Origin of the sequence: Crenobacter luteus (assembly GCF_004345725.1) — a bacterium.
GTDB lineage: Bacteria > Pseudomonadota > Gammaproteobacteria > Burkholderiales > Chromobacteriaceae > Crenobacter > Crenobacter luteus.
On sequence record NZ_SLXG01000025.1, the window covers coordinates 15,489 to 34,391 of the forward strand.

The following is an 18,903-nucleotide window of genomic DNA, read 5'->3' on the forward strand; positions in this document are numbered from 1 at the left end:
GGTTATACTAGCGCGCTGATTTTTCTACTTTTTGACGCCGAAAATTTTTTCACGATGCTGCAATTTACCGTTCACAAGACCTCCGGCGGCGCCCGTCGCGGTACGCTGGTCCTCAATCACGGGGTAGTGGAAACCCCCGTATTCCAGCCCGTCGGCACCTACGGCTCGGTCAAGGCGATGAGTCCGCTGGAGCTGGAAGAGATCGGCGCCCAGATCATCCTCGGCAACACCTTCCACCTGTGGCTGCGCCCCGGGCTCGAGATCGTCGAGCAGTTCGGCGGCCTGCACGGCTTCATCGGCTGGGACAAGCCGATCCTGACCGACTCGGGCGGCTTCCAGGTGTTCAGCCTGTCCGACATGAGAAAGCTGACCGAGGAAGGCTGCACCTTCCAGAGTCCGATCAACGGCGACAAGCTGTTCCTCTCCCCCGAGATCTCGATGAAGATCCAGACCGTGCTCAACTCGGACATCGTGATGCAGCTGGACGAGTGCACGCCGGGCCAGGTCGACCACAAGACCGCGCGCTCCTCGCTGCAGATGAGCCTCAGGTGGGCCGAACGCTCGCGCCGCGCCTTCGACGACCTGAACAATCCGAACGCGCTGTTCGGCATCGTACAGGGCAACCTGTATACCGACCTGCGCCAGGAGTCGCTCGACGGCTTGATGCAGATCGGCTTCGACGGCATCGCGATCGGCGGCCTGTCGGTCGGCGAGCCCAAGCCCGAGATGTACCGCATGCTGACCGAACTGAAGGACATGCTGCCGGCCGACAAGCCGCACTACCTGATGGGCGTCGGCACGCCCGAGGACCTGGTGCACGGCGTGGCCAACGGCGTCGACATGTTCGACTGCGTGATGCCGACCCGCAACGCGCGCAACGGCTGGATCTTCACGCAGTGGGGCGACGTCAAGATCAAGAACGCCAGCTACAAGGACGACAAGCGCCCGCTCGACGAGGAGTGCGGCTGCTACACCTGCAAAAACTTCAGCCGCGCCTACCTGCACCACCTGCACCGCGTCGGCGAGATTCTCGGCGCGCGGCTGAACACCATCCACAACCTCTATTACTATCAGGAGCTGATGCGCCAGATCCGCCGCGCGATCGAGGAAGACCGCTTCGACGACTTCCGCGCCCAGTTCCACGAGAACCGCGCACGCGGCGTGCGCTGAGGGAACCTCGGCCAAGCGTGCCGGTCTTGCAGGGTTGGCCGAGCCGGCGGCGCGCGGCGCGGTTGGAAAAGCCATGTCGTATGGCTAGAATGCCGCGTTCGGTTACACCCCTGTTTTGCCGAAAGCCAAATACCATTCCAAGTTTCAACAAGGGAGCGACACGATGTTCATTACCCCCGCCTACGCGGCCAACGGCACCGCCGGCCTCGACCTGATGGGTTTCCTGCCGATGATCGCGATCTTCGCGGTCTTCTGGTTCCTGCTGATCCGTCCGCAGCAGAAGAAGATGAAGGAACACCAGAAGATGCTGACGGCGCTGGAAAAAGGCGACGAGGTCGTCACCCAGGGCGGCGTCGCCGGCCGCGTGACCAAGGTCGGCGAAGCCTTCCTGACCGTCGAGATCGCCAACGGCGTGGAAATCCAGGTGCAGCGCAGCGCCGTCGCCGGCAAGCTGGAAAAAGGCACGCTGAAGTCCCTGTAACCTCGCGGGGCCGCCCCACGGGCGGCCCCGTCGCATTCAAGAACCGTCATGAACCGCTACCCGCTCTGGAAATACCTGATCATCGGGCTGGCGCTGATCGTTTCGACGATCTACACGCTGCCCAACTTCTTCGGCGAGTCGCCGGCGGTGCAGATCTCCAGCTCGCGCCAGTCGATCCCGGTCGATACCGCGCTGATGGGCCGGGTGGAAACCGCGCTGGCCGCCAAGAACCTGACGCCGGACGGCCTCTTCCTCGACGGCAACAGCCTCAAGGTCCGCTTCCGCGACCCCGACACCCAGATCAAGGCCCGCGACGCGATCCAGGCCGAGCTGGGCGACAGCTACATCATCGCGTTGAACCTGTTGTCCTCGTCGCCTGGCTGGCTGACCCGGCTCGGGGCGCACCCGATGTTCCTCGGCCTCGACCTGAGGGGCGGCGTGCACTTCCTCCTGGAAGTCGACATGAAGGCCGCGATCGACAAGACCGTCGAACGCTACAGCGGCGACATCCGCCGCGAGCTGAAGGCGCAGAAGATCCGCTACGGCGCGATCAAGCGCAGCGGCAACGCCCTCGTCGTCCAGCTGCGCGACGCCCAGACCCTGAAGGCCGCCGCCGACGCGCTCGCCCGTACCCTGCCCTCGCTGACGATGAGCGAGGACGCCGACGCGTTCACGCTGACCCTCGCGCTCAAGCCCGAGGAGATCACCCGCATCCAGGGCGACGCGGTCAAGCAGAACATCTCGACGCTGCACAACCGCGTCAACGAACTGGGCGTGGCCGAACCGGTGATCCAGCAGGCCGGCCCGAACCGCATCGTCGTGCAGCTGCCGGGCGTGCAGGACACCGCCAAGGCCAAGGACATCCTCGGCCGTACCGCGACGCTGCAGGTGCGCCTCGTCGAGGACGACCCGGCGCTGATGGCCGACGCGCAGGCCGGCGTCGTGCCGGCCGGCTACGAGCTGCTGGACGAACTGACGTCGCGCGGCCCGAGCAAGATCCTGGTCAAGCGCGACGTCGAGCTGACCGGCGACAATATCAACGACGCGCAGGCCGGCTTCGACGAGAACGGCGCGCCGGCGGTGCACATCAACCTCGATTCGACCGGCGCGTCGATCTTCCGCCAGGTGACCGCCGAGAACATCGGCCGCCGCATGGCGATGATCCTGGTCGAGAAGGGCAAGGCCGAGGTCGTCACCGCGCCGGTGATCCGCAGCGAGATCGGCGGCGGCCGCGTGCAGATTTCCGGCAGCATGAACCCGGCCGAGGCCAACGACGTCGCGCTGCTGTTGCGCGCGGGCTCGCTGGCCGCGCCGATGACCATCATCGAGGAACGCACCGTCGGCCCGAGCCTCGGCAAGGAGAACATCGAGAAGGGCTTCAACTCGACGCTGTGGGGCTTCGCCGCCATCGTCGTCTTCATGGTGATCTACTACCGCGTGTTCGGCGTGATCTCGGCGCTGTCGCTGGGCGTGAACCTGCTGGTGCTGGTCGCGATGCTGTCGATGCTGCAGGCGACGCTGACCTTGCCCGGCATCGCGGCGATCGCGCTGACGCTCGGCATGGCGATCGACGCCAACGTGCTGATCAACGAGCGCGTGCGCGAGGAGCTCAGGAACGGCGTGCCGCCGCAGTCGGCCATCCAGGCCGGCTACCAGCACGCGTGGGCGACGATTGTCGACTCGAACATCACCACGCTGATCGCCGGCCTCGCGCTCTTGATCTTCGGTTCCGGCCCGGTGCGCGGCTTCGCCGTCGTGCACTGCCTCGGCATCCTGTCGTCGATGTTCTCGGCGGTGCTGGTGTCGCGCGGCTTCGTGAACCTGTGGTACGGCCGTCGTCGCCGCCTGGCCTCGCTGTCGATCGGCCAGGTCTGGAAACCGAACCAATAAGTCAGACGGGCCGGCGCGTCCGGCCCGCACTCGCAAGGGCACACCATGGAGTTTTTCCGAATCAAGCGGGACATCCCGTTCATGAGCTACGGCAAGCTCACCACGGCCATCTCGCTCCTCACCTTCGTGCTGGCGGTGTTCTTCCTCGTCACCCGCGGCCTGAATTTCAGCGTCGAATTCACCGGCGGCACGGTGATGGAGGTGCAGTACGCGCAGGCGGCCAACCTGCCGAAGATACGCGAACAGGTCGGCACGCTGCGCCTGGGCGAGGCGACGGTGCAGAGCCTGGGCACCAGCCGCGACGTGCTGATCCGCCTGCCGAACAAGCCGGGCGTCACCAGCGCCCAGCTGTCCAACCAAGTGATGGGCGCGCTCAAGGCCGACGGCGGCCAGCTCGAACTCCGGAAGGTCGAGTTCGTCGGCCCCAGCGTCGGCGCGGAACTGGTCGAGCACGGCCTGACCGCGATCACCATCGTCTGCCTGGGCATCATGCTCTACCTGGCGCTGCGCTTCGAATGGCGCTTCGCGGTCGCCGCCATCATCGCCAACATGCACGACGTGGTGATCATCCTCGGCTGCTTCGCCCTCTTCCAGTGGGAATTCTCGCTGACCGTGCTGGCCGGCGTGCTGGCGGTGCTCGGCTACTCGGTCAACGAATCGGTGGTCGTGTTCGACCGGATCCGCGAGAACTTCCGCAAGCCGGCGATGCGCAACAAGAGCGTCGCCGAGGTGATCGACAACGCGATCACCTCGACGATGAGCCGCACCATCATCACCCACGGCTCGACCGAGGCGATGGTGCTGTCGATGCTGGTGTTCGGCGGCCCGGCGCTGCACGGCTTCGCGATCGCGCTGACCATCGGCATCGTGTTCGGCATCTACTCGTCGGTGCTGGTCGCCAGCCCGATCGCGCTGGCGCTCGGCATCAAGCGCGAGCACATGATCAAGCCGCCCAAGTCCAAGCAGGAAGCGGTGGTCTGAACCCCGTACCGCCCGCAGACCGAACCCCCGCCCGTGCGGGGGTTTTTCTTGGCGCGACCGCCTCTGGTGGCGCGCCGATGGTCTACGCTTCGAGTGCCGCAACACCCGAAGGAGAACGGAAATGATGGTCGCCCGCTGGAGCATAGACGCACGCTTCGGCTACAAGCCGCTCGTCGTCGAGGAAATGAAACGCTGGCTGCGCGAGATCGGCTCGCAGGTCGGCTGGACGCCGGCCAACGCTCGGCTGCTCAACGGTTCGGTCGGCGTGCGTGAGTCGACGATCCAGTCCGAGATCCTCGTCGAGGACCTCGCCGCGCTGGGCGCCGCCTGGGAACAGCTCGCCCGCATCGACGCGCACAAGGCGTGGAGCAAGGGGCTCGAGCCCTACATCGTGTCGGGCACGCAGAAGTGGGAAATCTACCGCGTCGTCGAGCTAGACTGAGCGCCTGTCGCCGGCTCGGCCAACCTTGGGCCAGGGCTGCCTTCGCGGTACAATCGCCGCCATGGAAGCCCTTACTTTTCTGATCGATTTCGTCCTGCACATCGACCGGCACCTAGCCGAGCTCGTCGCAGCCCATGGCCCGCTGATCTACCTGATCCTGTTCCTGATCGTGTTCTGCGAAACCGGCCTGGTGGTCACCCCCTTCCTGCCGGGCGACTCGCTGCTGTTCGTCGCCGGCACGCTGGCCGCCACCGGCCAGATGGACGTGCACCTCTTGGTTGCGTTGCTGATCGCCGCCGCCATCCTCGGCGACACGGTCAACTACACGATAGGCCGCCGGCTCGGCCTGAAGCTGTTCGCCAACCCCGACTCGAAGATCTTCCGCCGCGTCTACCTCGACAAGACGCACGCCTTCTACGAAAGGCACGGCGGCAAGACCATCATCCTCGCGCGCTTCGTGCCCATCGTGCGCACCTTCGCGCCCTTCGTCGCCGGCGTCGGCGAGATGAGCTACGGCAAGTTCCTGGCCTTCAACGTCGTCGGTGCCGTCGTCTGGGTCGCGAGCTTCACCTACCTGGGCTTTTTGTTCGGCAACCTGCCGGCGGTGAAGTCCAACCTGTCGCTGTTGATCGTCGGCATCATCATCGTATCGATCCTGCCGGGCGTGATCGAATTCATGCGACACCGGCGCTCGGCGCGCGCATGAGCAAGATCAGGCGCCTGCCCGACCACCTGGTCAACCAGATCGCCGCCGGCGAGGTGGTCGAGCGCCCGGCGTCGGCGCTGAAGGAGATCCTCGAAAACAGCCTCGACGCCGGCGCGACGAAGATCGCGGTCGACCTCGCGCAGGGCGGCATCAAGCTGATCCGCGTCAGCGACGACGGCTGCGGCATCGCGAAGGACGAGCTGGCGCTGGCGCTCGACCGGCACGCGACGAGCAAGATCCGCGACCTTAGCGACCTCGAGAGCGTCGGCACGCTCGGTTTTCGCGGCGAAGGTCTCGCCAGCATCGCGTCGGTGTCGCGCCTGACGTTGATCTCGCGCCAGCGGGGCGCGGCGCACGCGCACCGCATCGTCGCGATCGACGGCGCGCTGCACCCCGTCGAGCCGGCCGCGCACGCCGAGGGCAGCACGGTCGAGGTGGTCGACCTCTACTTCAACACGCCGGCGCGGCGCAAATTCCTCAAGTCCGAAGCCACCGAGTACGCGCACTGCGCGGCCACCTTCGAGCGCATCGCGCTGGCGCACCCTCTCGTCGAATTCATCCTGCGCCACAACGGCAAGGTGGTCGCACGGCTGCCCAAGCAGTCGGCGCCCGAGCGCGTCGCGGCCATCCTCGGCAAGGATTTCGCGTCGGCCGCGCTGGCGGTCGAGGCCGAGGCCGGCCCCCTGGCGCTGTTCGGCCTCGTCGCCAGCCCGACCTACTCGAAGGCGAGCCGCGACGCGCAGTACTTCTTCGTCAACGGCCGCTTCGTGCGCGACAAGACCGCGCAGCACGCGATCCGCCAGGCCTTCCGCGACGTGCTGCACCACGAGCGCCACCCGTGCTACGCGCTGTTCCTGTCGCTGCCGCCCGAGGGCGTCGACGTCAACGTGCACCCGACCAAGATCGAGGTGCGCTTCCGCGAATCGCAGGCGATCCACCAATTCGTGTTCCACGCGCTGAACAAGACGCTGGCCGCGACCACCGCCGGCAGCACGCCGTCGGCTGCCGGCGCGCCGCTCGAGACCGCGCAGGCGGGCTCGGCCAACCTTGCCGCGCCGTCGTCGCCGTTCGCCGCCGCGCCCTCCCCGGTCGGCGCGCCGGCGGCGCGGACGCTCTACCAGCAGACCCCGCTGCCGCTGTCGGTCGCGCGCGAGGCGGTCGCCGGCTACGCGGCGCTGTTCGGCGGCGTGCGCGAGGAGGAAGCGGCGCTGGCCGCCGCTCGGCCAACCTTGGCCGAGCCGGCCGCGGGCGGCTTCGCGCCGTCGCCCTTCCCGCCGGCGAGCTCGGCCAACCCCTCAGCCGGCCTCGACAAGCTCGACACCGACGGCGCGCTGCCGCCGCTGGGCTTCGCGCTCGCGCAGCTGCACGGCGTCTACATCCTGGCGCAGAACGTCGACGGGCTGATCCTGGTCGACATGCACGCCGCGCACGAGCGCATCGTCTACGAGCGGCTGAAGACCGCGCTCGAAACCGACGCGATCCCGATGCAGCCGCTCTTGCTGCCGGTGGCGATGTCCGCCGACCGCATGGAGGTCGCCACCGTCGACGAGCACGGCGAGGGCATGAAACGGCTCGGGCTCGAACTGGCGGTGCTGTCGCCGACCCAGCTCGCGATCCGCGCGGTGCCGGTGTGGCTCAAGGACGGCGACGCGGTCGAGCTGGCGCGCGCGGTGCTGAAAGACGTGCGCGAGGTCGGCCTGTCGCGCGCGCTGACCGAGCGGCGCAACGAATTGCTCGCGACCATGGCCTGCCACGGCGCGGTGCGCGCCAACCGGCAGCTGACGCTGGCCGAGATGAACGCGCTGCTGCGCGACATGGAGGCGACCGAGCGCTCCAACCAGTGCAACCACGGCCGCCCGACCTGGGTGCGGCTGACGATGAAGGACCTCGACGGCCTGTTCCTGCGCGGCCGCTGAAGCCGCCGGCCGCGGCGCAAGGCTCTCCTCGCAGCACACCAGCGAGCGCGAAGCGGCGGGCAAGAGCCGCGATCCGGCGATGCCCTGCGCAGGGGCCGGGTGCAGCATCCCCCCGCCTGCGGCGCCCGCGCTTGGCCGAGCCCGCCGCCCGGTGCGACAATCGCCGCTTTGCCTTCGTCCGCCTTGCCCATGTCCTCCCACACCTTCTTCTGGCACGACTACGAGACCTTCGGCGCCGAGCCGCGCCGCGACCGGCCGTCGCAGTTCGCCGGCGTGCGCACCGACGCCGAGCTGAACGAGATCGACGAGCCGGTGATGCTGTACTGCCGCCCGACGCCCGACTACCTGCCCTCGCCCGAGGCCTGCCTGTTGACCGGCATCACGCCGCAGCGCTGCCTCGAGGACGGCGTCGCCGAGCACGAATTCGCCGGCGTGATCGAACGCGAGCTGTCGCAGCCGGGCACCATCGGCGTCGGCTACAACTCGATCCGTTTCGACGACGAGGTCACCCGCTTCCTGTTCTGGCGCAACCTGATCGACCCCTACTCGCGCGAGTGGCGCGACGGCTGCGGTCGCTGGGACCTTCTCGACCTGGTGCGCGCCTGCTACGCGCTGCGCCCGGACGGCATAGCCTGGCCCGAGCACGAGGACGGGCGGGTGAGCTTCAAGCTCGAACACCTGTCCAAGGCCAACGGCCTCGTCCACGAGGCGGCGCACGACGCGCTCTCCGACGTGCGCGCGACCATCGCGCTGGCGCGCCTCATCAAGCAAAAGCAGCCCAGGTTGTTCGACTTCTATCTTTCCTTGCGCAAGAAGGACGCCGCGCGCGAACAACTGAACCCGCACGCGCCGCGCCCGGCGCTGCACGTGTCGGGCATGTACGGCGTCGAGCGCGGCAATCTCGCGCTGGTGTGGCCGCTGGCGCAGCACCCGAGCAACGCCAACGAGGTGATCGTCTGGGACCTCGCGCACGACCCGGCGATGTTGGCCGAGCTGTCCGCCGACGAGATCCGGCTGCGCCTGTTCAGCCGCGCCGACGAACTGCCCGACGGCGTCGAACGGCTGCCGATCAAGACGGTGCACCTGAACAAGTCGCCGTTCGTGGTCGCCAACCTCAAGGTGCTGTCGGCCGAGCGCGCGGCGCACTGGGGCATAGACATGAACACCGCGCTCGGCCACGCCGAAGCCATCGCGCGCCTGCCCGACCTTTCGCCGACCTGGAAGGCGGTCTACCAGCGCCCGGCCGACGCGAGCGTCCCCGACGTCGACGAGAACCTCTACGGCGGCTTCGTCTCGAACGCCGACCGCAAGACGCTGGCCGCGCTGCGCGCGATGCCGGCAGACAAGCTCGCGAAGGAAGCGCCGCGCTTCGAGGACGCGCAGCTGGCGCGCCTCGTGCAGCGCTACCGCGCGCGCAACTTCCCCGAATCGCTGTCGGCCGACGAGCGCCGCCACTGGATGGCCTGGTGCAAGAAGAAGCTGATCGACGGCGAACCGGCCGGCCGCACGCACGCCGCCTGCCTCGCCGAGATCGACGCGCTGCAGGAGGCCGCCAGCCGCGACGGCCGCCTGCTGCTCGCCGAGCTGCGCGAGTACGCCGACGCGCTCGCCGCGGAACTGGCGCGCGCCTGAGGCTCGGCCAACGTTGGCCGAGGAGGAAAACGATGAAGACGATAGGCCTGATCGGCGGCATCGGCTGGGAATCCAGCGCCGCCTACTACCAGCGGCTCAACCGCGGCGTCGAGGCGCGCCTCGGCCTGCCGCACAGCGCGCGCTGCGTGCTCGTCGGCCTCGACTACGCCGACGTGGAGGCCGCCGACGCGGCCGCGCTGGCTGCGCTGATGGCCGACGCGGCGCAAAGGCTGGAAGCGGCCGGCGCCGACGCGCTCCTGATCGCGTCGAACAGCCTGCACAAGGCGGCCGACGCGGTCGCGGCGGCGACGACGCGGCCCTTGATCCACATCGCCGACGCGATCGGCGCGCAACTGGCCGCGCAGGGCGTGAAAACGCTGGCGCTCTTGGGCACCCGCTCGACCATGGAAGGGCCGTTTATCCGGACGAGGTTGGCCGAGCGCTGGGGCATCGCGACGCGCGTGCCAGACGACGCCGCGCGCCGCGCCGCGATCGACCGCGCGATCTACGACGAGCTCGCGCAGGGCCAGCTGCGGCCCGACACGCGCGCCGCCCTGCTCGCCGACGTCGCCTCGCTGCAAGCCGGCTGCGACGCGCTGCTGTTGGGCTGCTCGGAGCTGCCGCACGCGATCCGGCAAAGCGACGTGACGCTGCCGCTGTTCGAGAGCACCGACTTGCACGTCGCGGCGGCGCTCGACTTCATGCTCGGCGCCGCTTGAGCGGCCCGCGCGCTACAATGCCGGCCATGAACACCCCGCTTCCCGCCCTTTTCCTGATGGGCCCGACCGCGTCGGGCAAGACGGCGCTGGCCGTCGCGCTGGCGCAGGCGCTCGACGGCGAGGTGATCAGCGTCGACTCGGCGCTGGTCTACCGCGGCATGGACATCGGCACCGCCAAGCCGACCCGCGCCGAGATGGCCGGCGTGCCGCACCACCTGATCGACGTCATCGACCCGACCGACGCCTACTCGGCCGCGCAGTTCCACGCCGACGCGATGGCCGCGATCGCCGACATCGCCTCGCGCGGCAGGCTGCCCATCCTCGCAGGCGGCACCATGCTCTACTTCAAGGCGCTCGAGGAAGGCCTGTCCGACCTGCCGCAGGCCGACCCGGCGCTGCGTGAGCGGCTCGACGCCGAGGCGGCCGAGCGCGGCTGGCCGGCGCTGCACCAAAGGTTGGCCGAGGTCGACCCTGTGACCGCCGCGCGGCTCGCGCCGGCCGACAGCCAGCGCATCCAGCGCGCGCTGGAAATCTGGGAGCTGAGCGGCCGGCCGATGTCCGAACTGATCGCGCGCGGCCGCGAAGGCGCGCCGACGCTGAATCTGCTCAAGCTCGCGCTCTTGCCCGCCGAGCGCGCCTGGCTGCACGCGCGCATCGCGCTCAGGTTCGAAAAAATGCTCGACGCCGGCCTGCTCGACGAGCTCGTCGCGCTGCGCCAACGTTGGCCGAGCCTGTCGCTCGACTTGCCGTCGATGCGCTGCGTCGGCTACCGCCAGGCCTGGGAATACCTCGACGGCCGCATCGGCCGCCAGACGCTGATCGACACCGGCGTCGCCGCGACGCGCCAGCTCGCCAAGCGCCAGCTGACCTGGCTGCGCGGCATGGACAACCTCGTCGCGATCGACTGCCAGCAGGCCGAGCTCGTGACGCCGGCGCTGGCCGCCGCGCGCGCCTGGCGCGAGCGCGCTTGTCCGGGTTGCTAACGCGGGTTACCATAACGCGCATGAACGATCAATCCGCCATCAGCAACCCGAGCTTCAAGGCCTGCGAGGACGCCATCGGCCTCGTCGCGCGCCGGCTGCCCGGCGTGCCGCAGCAGGAAGTGCTGCTGACCCGCCTCTACTTCCACGTGCAGGGCCAGCTGACCGACTACTTCAACGCCGGTCTCAGGGAACACGGCATCAACGACACCATCTGGATGGCGCTGATGATGCTGTACACGCGGCCGGACGAGACGGTCTACCCGTCCGACCTGTCCGACTCGCTCGCCTTCTCGCGCACCAACGCGACGCGCGTCGTCGACGAGCTGGTCCAGCAAGGCTGGGCGGTGCGCGAAGCGTGCGCCGACGACCGGCGCAAGACCAAGCTCATCCTCACCGCCGCCGGGCGCGCCTTCATCGAGGGGCTGATTCCGTCGCGCCACGCGCACATGCGCGAATTGTGGAGCGGCTTTTCCGACACCGAGAAGGTCGCGATGGAAAGCCTGCTGCGCAAACTGCTCGCCCGCCTCGGCGGCTGACCCCCTTCCCTAAACGCCAAAACGGCTCGGCCAACCGCAAAGGTTGGCCGAGCCGTTTTGGCGTCGGCGTCTCTCGCGCAAAAACCTCAAAAGCATATTATTTATGTGTTATTGATGACTTCAAATAACGCAATCATCATTCTTTCCGACAAGAGGTGACGGGACGCACGCCCCGCGTACAGGAGACCGCCCATGCCCGACAGCGCCGCCCCGCAGCGGGCCCACCCGCGCCGCGCGCAACTGGCGCGCCTCACCGTCGTCTTCGCCGCCGCCGGCCTCGCCTGGGGCGCCTACTGGCATCAGGTCTTGCGCCACGGCGAGTCGACCGACAACGCCTACGTCGGCGGCAACCTGGTGCCGGTCAACGCGCAGGTCGCCGGCACGGTGACCACCGTCGCGGTCGACAGCACCGACTGGGTCAGGGCCGGCGACGTCGTCGTCAGGCTGGACCCGGCCGACGCCGTGCTCGCCTTCGAGCGCGCCAAGGCCGAGCTGGCGCAGGCGGTGCGCGAATCGAAGAGCCGGCTGGCCGGTCAGGAGCAACTGGCCGCGCAGCTGGCCGCCCGCCGCGCCGAGCTGGCGCGCGCCGAGGGCGACCTGGCGCGTCGCGAGTCGCTCGGCCGACTCGGCATCATCGCCGCCGAGGAGTTGCAGCACGCGCGCGACCACGTCGTCGCGGTACGCGCCGCCGCCTCGGCCGCGCAGCAGGCGCTCCGGGCCAACCAGGTCCTGTTGCTGTCCGGCTCGGTGCAGCAGCAGCCGGCGGTCGCACGCGCCGCCGCGCAGCTGCGCGCGAGCTACCTGGCGCTCAAGCGCAACGACATCGTCGCGCCGGTGTCCGGCCTCGTCGCGCGCCGCACCGCCCAGGTCGGCAGCCAGGTCGCCGCCGGCACGCCGCTGATGGCGGTGGTGCCGATGCACGAGATGTGGGTCGACGCCAACTTCAAGGAAACCCAGCTGCGCAACATGCGCATCGGCCAGCCGGCGACGCTGACGGCCGATCTGTACGGCGGCGCCGTCACCTACCGCGGCCGGGTCGCCGGCATGGCCGCCGGCACCGGCAGCGTGTTTTCCCTGCTGCCGGCGCAGAACGCGACCGGCAACTGGATCAAGGTCGTGCAGCGCGTGCCGGTGCGCATCGCGCTCGATCCGAAAGAACTGGCCGCGCACCCGCTGCGGCTCGGCCTGTCGATGAGCGTGCGGGTCGACACGCGCGACACGCGCGGCGCGGTGCTGAGCGCCGCGCCGCGCACCGCGCCGGCCTTCGTGTCGCGCGTCTACGAGGACCAGCTCGCGGCGGTCGACCGGGTGATCGCCGACATCGTCTCGGCCAACCTCGGCCAGGGCGCGCGGCGATGACGCCGCCGCTGGCCGGCGCGCCGCGCGCCTGGGTGACCGCAGCGCTGTCGCTGGCCGCCTTCATGCAGGTGCTGGACAGCACCATCGCCACCGTCGCGATCGCGACCATCGCCGGCGACCTCGGCGCGTCGGCCAGCCAGGGCACCTGGGTGATCACCTCCTTCGCCGTCGCCAACGCGATCTCGGTGCCGGTCTCCGGCTGGCTGGCGCGCCGCGTCGGCGAGGTCAGGCTGTTCCTCGTCGCGACGCTCGGCTTCGTCGCCGCCTCGTGGCTGTGCGGCGTCGCCCCCAGCCTCGAGGCGCTGATCGCCTGTCGCGTGCTGCAGGGCGCGCTCGCCGGCCCGGTGATCCCACTGTCGCAAAGCCTCTTGCTGGCCGCCTACCCCGACGACAAGAAGGGCATGGCGCTCGCGCTGTGGTCGACGCTGGTGATCGTCGCGCCGGTCTGCGGCCCGGTGCTCGGCGGCTGGATCGCCGACCGCTGGCACTGGGGCTGGCTCTTCTTCATCAACGTGCCGCTCGGCCTGCTGTGCAGCGCCGTCGCCTGGCGGCTGCTGCACGGCCGCGAGACGCGCGTGGAGGCGCAGCCGGTCGACCGCGTCGGCCTGGTCCTCTTGGTGCTCGGCGTCGGGGCGCTGCAGCTGCTGCTCGACCGCGGCCGCGAGCTCGACTGGTTCGAGTCGGCCGAGATCGTCGCGCTGGCCGTCGTCGCCGTCGTCGCGCTCGCCTACCTGCTCGTCTGGGAGCGTCACGAGCCGCACCCGGTGCTCGCGCTCGCGCTGTTCCGCCGCCGCAACTTCACCGTCGGCGTGGTCGCGACCAGCGTCGGCTTCCTGCTCTACCTCGGCGCCGAGGTGCTGATCCCGCTGCTGCTGCAGACGCAGCACGGCTACACCGCCGAACGGGCCGGGCTCGCGGTCGCGCCGGTCGGCCTGCTGCCGGTGCTGCTGTCGCCGCTGATCGGGCGCTACGTCGGCCATGTCGACCTCCGCTGGCTGGTGACGGCGAGCTTTCTGGCCTTCGCCGCCTGCTTCGCGTGGCGCGCGACGAGCTTCCTGCCCGGCATGGCGTTCGAGACGGTGGTGTGGCCGCAGCTCGCGCTCGGGCTCGCGGTCGCCGGCTTCTTCATGCCGCTGACGGCGATCAGCTTCGCCGGTCTCAGGCCCGAAGAAATCGCCGGCGCGGCGGCCCTGGCCAACTTCCTCAGGACGCTCGCCGGCTCGATCGGCGCGTCGGGGGTCGGCGCGCTGTGGGAACGCCGCGAGGCGCTGCACCACGCGCGGCTGGCCGAGCTGGCCGGCCGCCTCGAACCCGACGCGCTGCACGGCCTGGCCATGCAGGACTGGGGCGCCGCGCAGGCGGACGGGCTGCTCGCGCGCGAGATCGCGCGCCAGGCCGCCTTCATCGGCGCCAACGAGATCTTCTGGGGCTCGGCGCTGCTGTTCCTGCTGTTGATCGCGCTGGTGTGGCTCGCGCGCCCGCCGTTCGGCCGCGCGCCGGCCGGGGCGGCGCACTGAAGCCGACGCGAAAACGGCTCGGCCAACCCGTGACGGTTGGCCGAGCCGTTCGTGCATAGCCGGTCGGGCCTACAGTTTCCACTCCAGTCCGGCGTAGAAGGCGCGGCCGTCGCCCGGCAGGAACTGCGCGGCGTCCTGGCCACCGGCGTCGCGGATGACGCCGGTGGTCGCCGCGTACTTCTCGTCGGTCAGGTTGCGGCCCTCGACGAACCAGCCCAGGCCCTTGCTCACCTCGCGGCCGACCTTCAGGCCGAGCAGCGTGTAGCGGTCGGCGAACAGCGTGTTCGCCAGGTCGACCGCGTACGACGACGGCGACAGCTCGACGTTGGCCGAGACGTAGTAGCCGGCGCCGAAGCGCTGCGTCAACTCGCTCTTGAAGAAGGTCTCGGGCACGCCGGCGAGCCGCTTGTTGCCGTACGTCGCGTCGCCGTCGAAGCGGAAACGGTTGAGCAGCAGCGCGTTGCGCCACGCAAGCCCCTCAGCCGGCCACGCGGTGACGCCCAGCTCCAGCCCCCGGTGGCGGGTGCGCGGCACGTTGAAGGTCAAGGTCGCGTTGTTCGGCATGGCCTGCGCCAAGAGCTCGTTCTTCACTCGCGCGTCGTAGACGCTGGCGTCCCACTCGATGGGCAAGGCGCCGTCGAGACGGCCGCGCGAGCCGATTTCGACGGTACGCGCGGTCTGCGCCTCGAGACCGGCGTTGATCACGTAGCTGCTCATCTCGGACAGGCTGGGCGGCTCGAAGCTGCCCGACCAGTTCGCATAGAGCTGCGCGCCGTTGTCGAACTCGCGCACGAGGCCGAGCTTGGGGCTGAAGTTCCGGTAGGTCTGATCGAAGCTCGCGTCGGCCTGGCCGGTCGGAATGTAGCTGTCGTCGAGCCGGCGGCGCGACTGGCTCCACTGGCCGCCGACGATGGCGCGCCAACCCGGCGCGAAATCGTGCTCGTTGTCGACGTAAACGTCGAGGTTGCTGGCCTTCTGCAGGCTCTCGTCGAGCTTGGCGCCGCGCTGGCCGCCGACGTTGGCCGAGTTCTGGCTCGACGTGCGGCCCCAGCTCGGCGCGACGCCGACGGTGAAACGGTTGGCACGGCCGGCCAGCGGCGCGTCGCTGACCAGGCGTGCCTCGGCGCCGCTGTCCTCGTTGGTCTGGTCGATCACCTGATAGATCGGGTGGAACAGCGTCTTTCGTGCGTAGAAGGCCGACAGCTCGAGCTGTACGTCGCCGGCGTGCCACACGGTCCGGTTCGACACGCGCCGCAGGTCGACGTCGCGCTTCTGATCGCCGGCGACCGAGCCCGCGTTGGCCTGGCGCGGGTTGGCGTTCAGTTGCGCGCGGCTCAGGCTGCCCGGCAATTCGGAGTTGCTGTGCGCGTCGACGACGAAGAAGCGCGTCTCAAGCTCCGGCGCAAGGCGCCAGCCGACGTTGGCGAACAGCCGGTGGCCATCCTGGTCGGCGTGGTCGCGGAAGCCGTCCTGGCCGAAATGGCTGAGGCTGACGTAGCCGTCGAGCTCGCCCGAGACGCCGCCGCCGGCGAGCTGCGCGCGCCGGTAGCCGAAGCTGCCCCCCTCGGCGCGGGCGAGGAAGGCCGGCGCGTCGCGGCCGGAGCGCGACACGTAGTTGATCGCACCGCCCAGCGTGGTCGCGCCGTAGCGCAGCGCGTTGGCGCCACGGTAGACCTCGACGTAGCGCGCGGCCAGCGGCTCGAGCGCCTGGAAGTCGGCGCCACCGTCGGCGAGGTTGAGCGGCACGCCGTCCTGCATCAGCTTGACGCCGCGCATGTGGAAGGTGCGCTGCAGGCCCGAACCGCGGATGCTCAGCCGCGCCTCCTCGGCGCCGAAGCGCGGCTGCACGAACACGCCGGTGGCGTAACCCAGCGTATCGGCCACCGTCGCCTGGCGGCCGCTGCGTTCGGCGTCGACGTCGACGAAGCCGGCGCCGCCGGGCACGCGCGCCAGCTCCTCGCGCGCCGCCGCGATCGACGGCAGCGACAGCGCCGGCGTCGTCCGCTCGGCCCTGACCTCGACGTCGGGCAGCACCGCCTCGTCGCCCCACGCGCCGTGACCGATCGCCATCAGCGCGGCCGCCAGCGGCAGGCGCCGCCAGCGGCGTGCATTTCTTGTCTGCTTCATGTATCCCCCGATGCGTTTTCTCGTAATGTGTCGTCGTCGGGGCATTCTAGAAGGCGCGCACCGGGCCGCCGATGCGACATGGTGTCGCATCGGCATCGAACCGGATAAGGGCTCGGCCCGTCGTACCCGGCAAGGAACCGCACGCCGGCCGACGCGTCGCCCGGCGCGCAAGAAAGCGCATCGTGGCGTCGCCCCGCGATCGACCGTGCCCCCAGGCCGCATCGCGATCGTCCGGGGGCTGACGGACGACCACTCGCGCCATCCGAGGGAAGCTGCGGCCTCCTTGCCCCACCGCGGCGGTAGCCGTGGCGGGGCAAGCGCGGTACGATTACGCCTTTGGCTGGCCTGACGACCACGGAGTCACACCGCACCATGACGCAAAAACCGGAAACCGCCCTGGGCGCCGCCCTGAAGTCGGCGGTCCAGACCCTCAGCAAGAAGAAACAGACCGAGATGATCGCCGATCATCTGTACAGCAAGTACGCGGTCTTCAAGCAGTTTCGCCCGCTGGCGATCGGCATCCACGAAGTGCTGATCGCCGAGCTGTCGCAGTTCGACCCGGCGCTGGTGACCCGCGTGCTCACCAACCACTGCAAGAAACCGCGCTACCTGAAGTCGCTCGCCAAGGGCGGCAAGCGCTACGACCTCAAGGGCCGCGAAACCGCGGTGATCAGCGAGGAAGAAAAGGCCGAAGCCCAGCAGCGCTACGACGCGCTGGCCGACAAGCCGGCCGCCAAACCGGTCCCCGCCGCCACCCCGGCCCCGGCCCCGGCCACCGCAGAAGCGCCCAGCGCAGAATAAACCGGCCCGCCAGCCGAACGCAGCGGCCCGCCTTGCAGCGGGCCGTTTTCACACCATGCGTTATATTTTAAATTATATTTCGAACCCGTATACTGACCCCACCGCCCATCCGACGGAGCCGCACGCGATGCCCCGCCTCACCATCCGACTCGTCAAGCCGCAGTACACGCCGGTCGACGCCCGCGAATTCGAGATCAACTTCCGCCGTGCGCTGATCGAGCACTTCGGCTCGGAAGATTCGACCACCTTCGCCAAGTGGGCGCACGACTACGCGCTCGAGCAACTGCGCGGCTACCCGACCGGCATCGACGAGGCCGACCAGTTGATCGACGCCTGGCGCGAGGCCGAAGCGCGCGCGCACTGCCTGGCGTTCGAGGAATGGATGCGCTGCGTACCCGAGCCGGTGTTCGAGGTCGGCCTCGAGCACTAGCCGCCATTCAGCCCCCCCTGCGCGCGCAAACGTGCGATCGCCGCGTCGATACGCGGCATCAATTGTGCAGCGCTCGAACGGCGCGGCAGCGCGCTCGCGGCCTCCGGCGCGGCGATGGCCTGACCGCAGGCAGCCAGCTGAGCGAGCCGCTCCAGCCTGTAGCGGCCCGCGCCGCAATCCAGCGCAACCGGGTCGAGGCGCTCACGCGCCGCACGCGCATCAGGGTTTCGCCATCGGTGATGCGTTTGAGCACGCCGTCCTCGGCCAGGATCCTCCCCCTCTGCGCATCGACGCTGCCACCGAGCATACCGAGGACGCGCGCCGCGCAAGTCGGCAAAGCGCCGCCAACTCAAGCCCACTCGATAAAGCGCCCTCGCGTGGAAAAACACGGGCGCCGCCCAAACCAGTCCGCGTAACACGAATTGTCGCCCCCTCGCGGCTGTGCGCGTCGTCGGCAGCACGCCGTCGATCTGTCTCGCCGAGCAGAACATTCTGAAAACCGCGAACGATAGTAACGCGTAAAGACATCATGAGCCGTACAAAAAAAGGCAAGGCTATCTCAGCCTTGCCCTTCCACGCCGATGCCCCGTCAGGGCAAACGCGCGTCACCGACTCGCTCAGGAAAGCTTCTCCAGAATCGCGTCGATCTTGGCAGCAATACCCACCGCCTGCTGTTCGGTCGCCAGTGCGCGCAGGTCGACCAGATCATTCTTGATTTCCCCGACAAGGTGCTGAACCTCGTTGACCGCCAGATTCCGCATGTTGAAGGTATCAGCCAGCGACAGTTTGTTCTCTTCCATGGAACGTCTCCTTTTATAGCTTTGGGTTCGGGCGCTGATCACGCCACTCTAAGAATATCTTCTAAAGAAGCATTTTTCCAGCATGCTCTTGTCCGCTCCTGATCGAACGACCCGCCCACCCTGCCGACCGATCAGTTCGACACAGAATATGCCACAAAATGTCTCATCACCAAGAAATATTGCATAAAATTAGTTGAGCGTCTGAAAACAGAGACAGCCAGCACGAACGACAGCAACGTTCATGACTGGCACACTCACCCATCTTTAAATTTTCTTTATCAAAAGGAATATTGATCTATCCGACGTCCCCCGTTTCCGGCGACGTCGCAAAGCGACGACGCCCCGAGCATGGGCTCGGGGCGTGGTCTTGAGGGGCGTCTGGCGGTGACCTACTTTCACACGGGAACCCGCAC

General features: G+C 68.8%; 17 protein-coding genes. 15 read left to right on the forward strand and 2 right to left on the reverse strand.

The window, feature by feature from the left end:
• The first annotated feature begins 54 nt into the window (after positions 1-54).
• The 13 genes from tgt to EV683_RS12575 all read left to right on the forward strand — a co-directional run bounded on the left by tgt (position 55) and on the right by EV683_RS12575 (position 14,332).
• Complete coding sequence (tgt, locus tag EV683_RS12515; protein WP_131863002.1) at positions 55-1,170, forward strand: tRNA guanosine(34) transglycosylase Tgt; 1,116 nt, start codon at positions 55-57, stop codon at positions 1,168-1,170.
• Positions 1,171-1,333: 163 nt separating this feature from the next.
• The gene (yajC, locus tag EV683_RS12520; protein ID WP_066613502.1) at positions 1,334-1,651 is read left to right on the forward strand and encodes a preprotein translocase subunit YajC; all 318 of its coding nucleotides are present in this window, start codon (positions 1,334-1,336) and stop codon (positions 1,649-1,651) included.
• A 48-nt stretch (positions 1,652-1,699) separates the two neighbouring features.
• Positions 1,700-3,541 carry a protein translocase subunit SecD gene (gene secD / locus EV683_RS12525; protein ID WP_066613501.1) on the forward strand — a complete coding sequence of 614 codons (1,842 nt, stop codon included), beginning with the start codon at positions 1,700-1,702 and terminating at the stop codon, positions 3,539-3,541.
• Positions 3,542-3,586: 45 nt separating this feature from the next.
• Positions 3,587-4,522, forward strand: a complete 936-nt coding sequence (secF, locus tag EV683_RS12530) for a protein translocase subunit SecF (RefSeq protein ID WP_131863003.1) — start codon at positions 3,587-3,589, stop codon at positions 4,520-4,522.
• Between the two features lie 121 nt (positions 4,523-4,643).
• Positions 4,644-4,964, forward strand: coding sequence for a hypothetical protein (locus EV683_RS12535; RefSeq protein WP_131863004.1), 321 nt, complete (start codon positions 4,644-4,646; stop codon positions 4,962-4,964).
• 61 nt (positions 4,965-5,025) lie between these two features.
• On the forward strand, positions 5,026-5,670 hold the full coding sequence (locus EV683_RS12540) for a DedA family protein (protein WP_066613497.1): 645 nt from the start codon (positions 5,026-5,028) through the stop codon (positions 5,668-5,670).
• Entirely contained in the window at positions 5,667-7,586 is a 1,920-nt protein-coding gene (gene mutL, locus EV683_RS12545) for a DNA mismatch repair endonuclease MutL (protein WP_131863005.1), read from the forward strand. Before EV683_RS12540 ends, mutL begins: the two co-directional genes overlap by 4 nt.
• A 189-nt stretch (positions 7,587-7,775) precedes the next feature.
• Positions 7,776-9,218 (forward strand): exodeoxyribonuclease I, encoded by a 1,443-nt coding sequence (gene sbcB, locus EV683_RS12550; RefSeq protein WP_131863006.1) that lies wholly within the window; start codon positions 7,776-7,778, stop codon positions 9,216-9,218.
• Positions 9,219-9,250: 32 nt separating this feature from the next.
• A complete protein-coding gene (locus EV683_RS12555) occupies positions 9,251-9,937 on the forward strand; it encodes an aspartate/glutamate racemase family protein (RefSeq protein WP_131863007.1) in 687 nt (228 codons plus the stop codon).
• Positions 9,938-9,963: 26 nt separating this feature from the next.
• On the forward strand, positions 9,964-10,920 hold the full coding sequence (gene miaA / locus EV683_RS12560; RefSeq protein ID WP_131863008.1) for a tRNA (adenosine(37)-N6)-dimethylallyltransferase MiaA: 957 nt from the start codon (positions 9,964-9,966) through the stop codon (positions 10,918-10,920).
• 20 nt (positions 10,921-10,940) lie between these two features.
• A complete protein-coding gene (locus tag EV683_RS12565; protein ID WP_131863009.1) occupies positions 10,941-11,456 on the forward strand; it encodes a MarR family transcriptional regulator in 516 nt (171 codons plus the stop codon).
• 192 nt (positions 11,457-11,648) lie between these two features.
• Entirely contained in the window at positions 11,649-12,815 is a 1,167-nt protein-coding gene (locus tag EV683_RS12570) for an HlyD/EmrA/EmrK family protein (protein ID WP_131863010.1), read from the forward strand.
• Positions 12,812-14,332 carry a DHA2 family efflux MFS transporter permease subunit gene (locus EV683_RS12575; protein WP_131863011.1) on the forward strand — a complete coding sequence of 507 codons (1,521 nt, stop codon included), beginning with the start codon at positions 12,812-12,814 and terminating at the stop codon, positions 14,330-14,332. Before EV683_RS12570 ends, EV683_RS12575 begins: the two co-directional genes overlap by 4 nt.
• Positions 14,333-14,401: 69 nt before the next feature.
• Here EV683_RS12575 and EV683_RS12580 read toward each other — a convergent pair whose 3' ends face one another.
• Positions 14,402-16,459, reverse strand: a complete 2,058-nt coding sequence (locus tag EV683_RS12580; RefSeq protein WP_131863012.1) for a TonB-dependent receptor family protein — start codon at positions 16,457-16,459, stop codon at positions 14,402-14,404.
• A gap of 372 nt (positions 16,460-16,831) precedes the next feature.
• Here EV683_RS12580 and EV683_RS12585 point away from each other — a divergent pair, with 372 nt between their 5' ends.
• Both EV683_RS12585 and EV683_RS12590 read left to right on the forward strand, forming a co-directional pair.
• Positions 16,832-17,260 (forward strand): ProQ/FINO family protein, encoded by a 429-nt coding sequence (locus EV683_RS12585; protein ID WP_131863013.1) that lies wholly within the window; start codon positions 16,832-16,834, stop codon positions 17,258-17,260.
• A gap of 127 nt (positions 17,261-17,387) precedes the next feature.
• Positions 17,388-17,690 carry a hypothetical protein gene (locus EV683_RS12590; protein WP_066614203.1) on the forward strand — a complete coding sequence of 101 codons (303 nt, stop codon included), beginning with the start codon at positions 17,388-17,390 and terminating at the stop codon, positions 17,688-17,690.
• 617 nt (positions 17,691-18,307) lie between these two features.
• Here the strand turns inward: EV683_RS12590 and EV683_RS12595 are convergent.
• The gene (locus EV683_RS12595; RefSeq protein ID WP_066614202.1) at positions 18,308-18,490 is read right to left on the reverse strand and encodes a hypothetical protein; all 183 of its coding nucleotides are present in this window, start codon (positions 18,488-18,490) and stop codon (positions 18,308-18,310) included.
• Positions 18,491-18,903 lie beyond the last annotated feature (413 nt).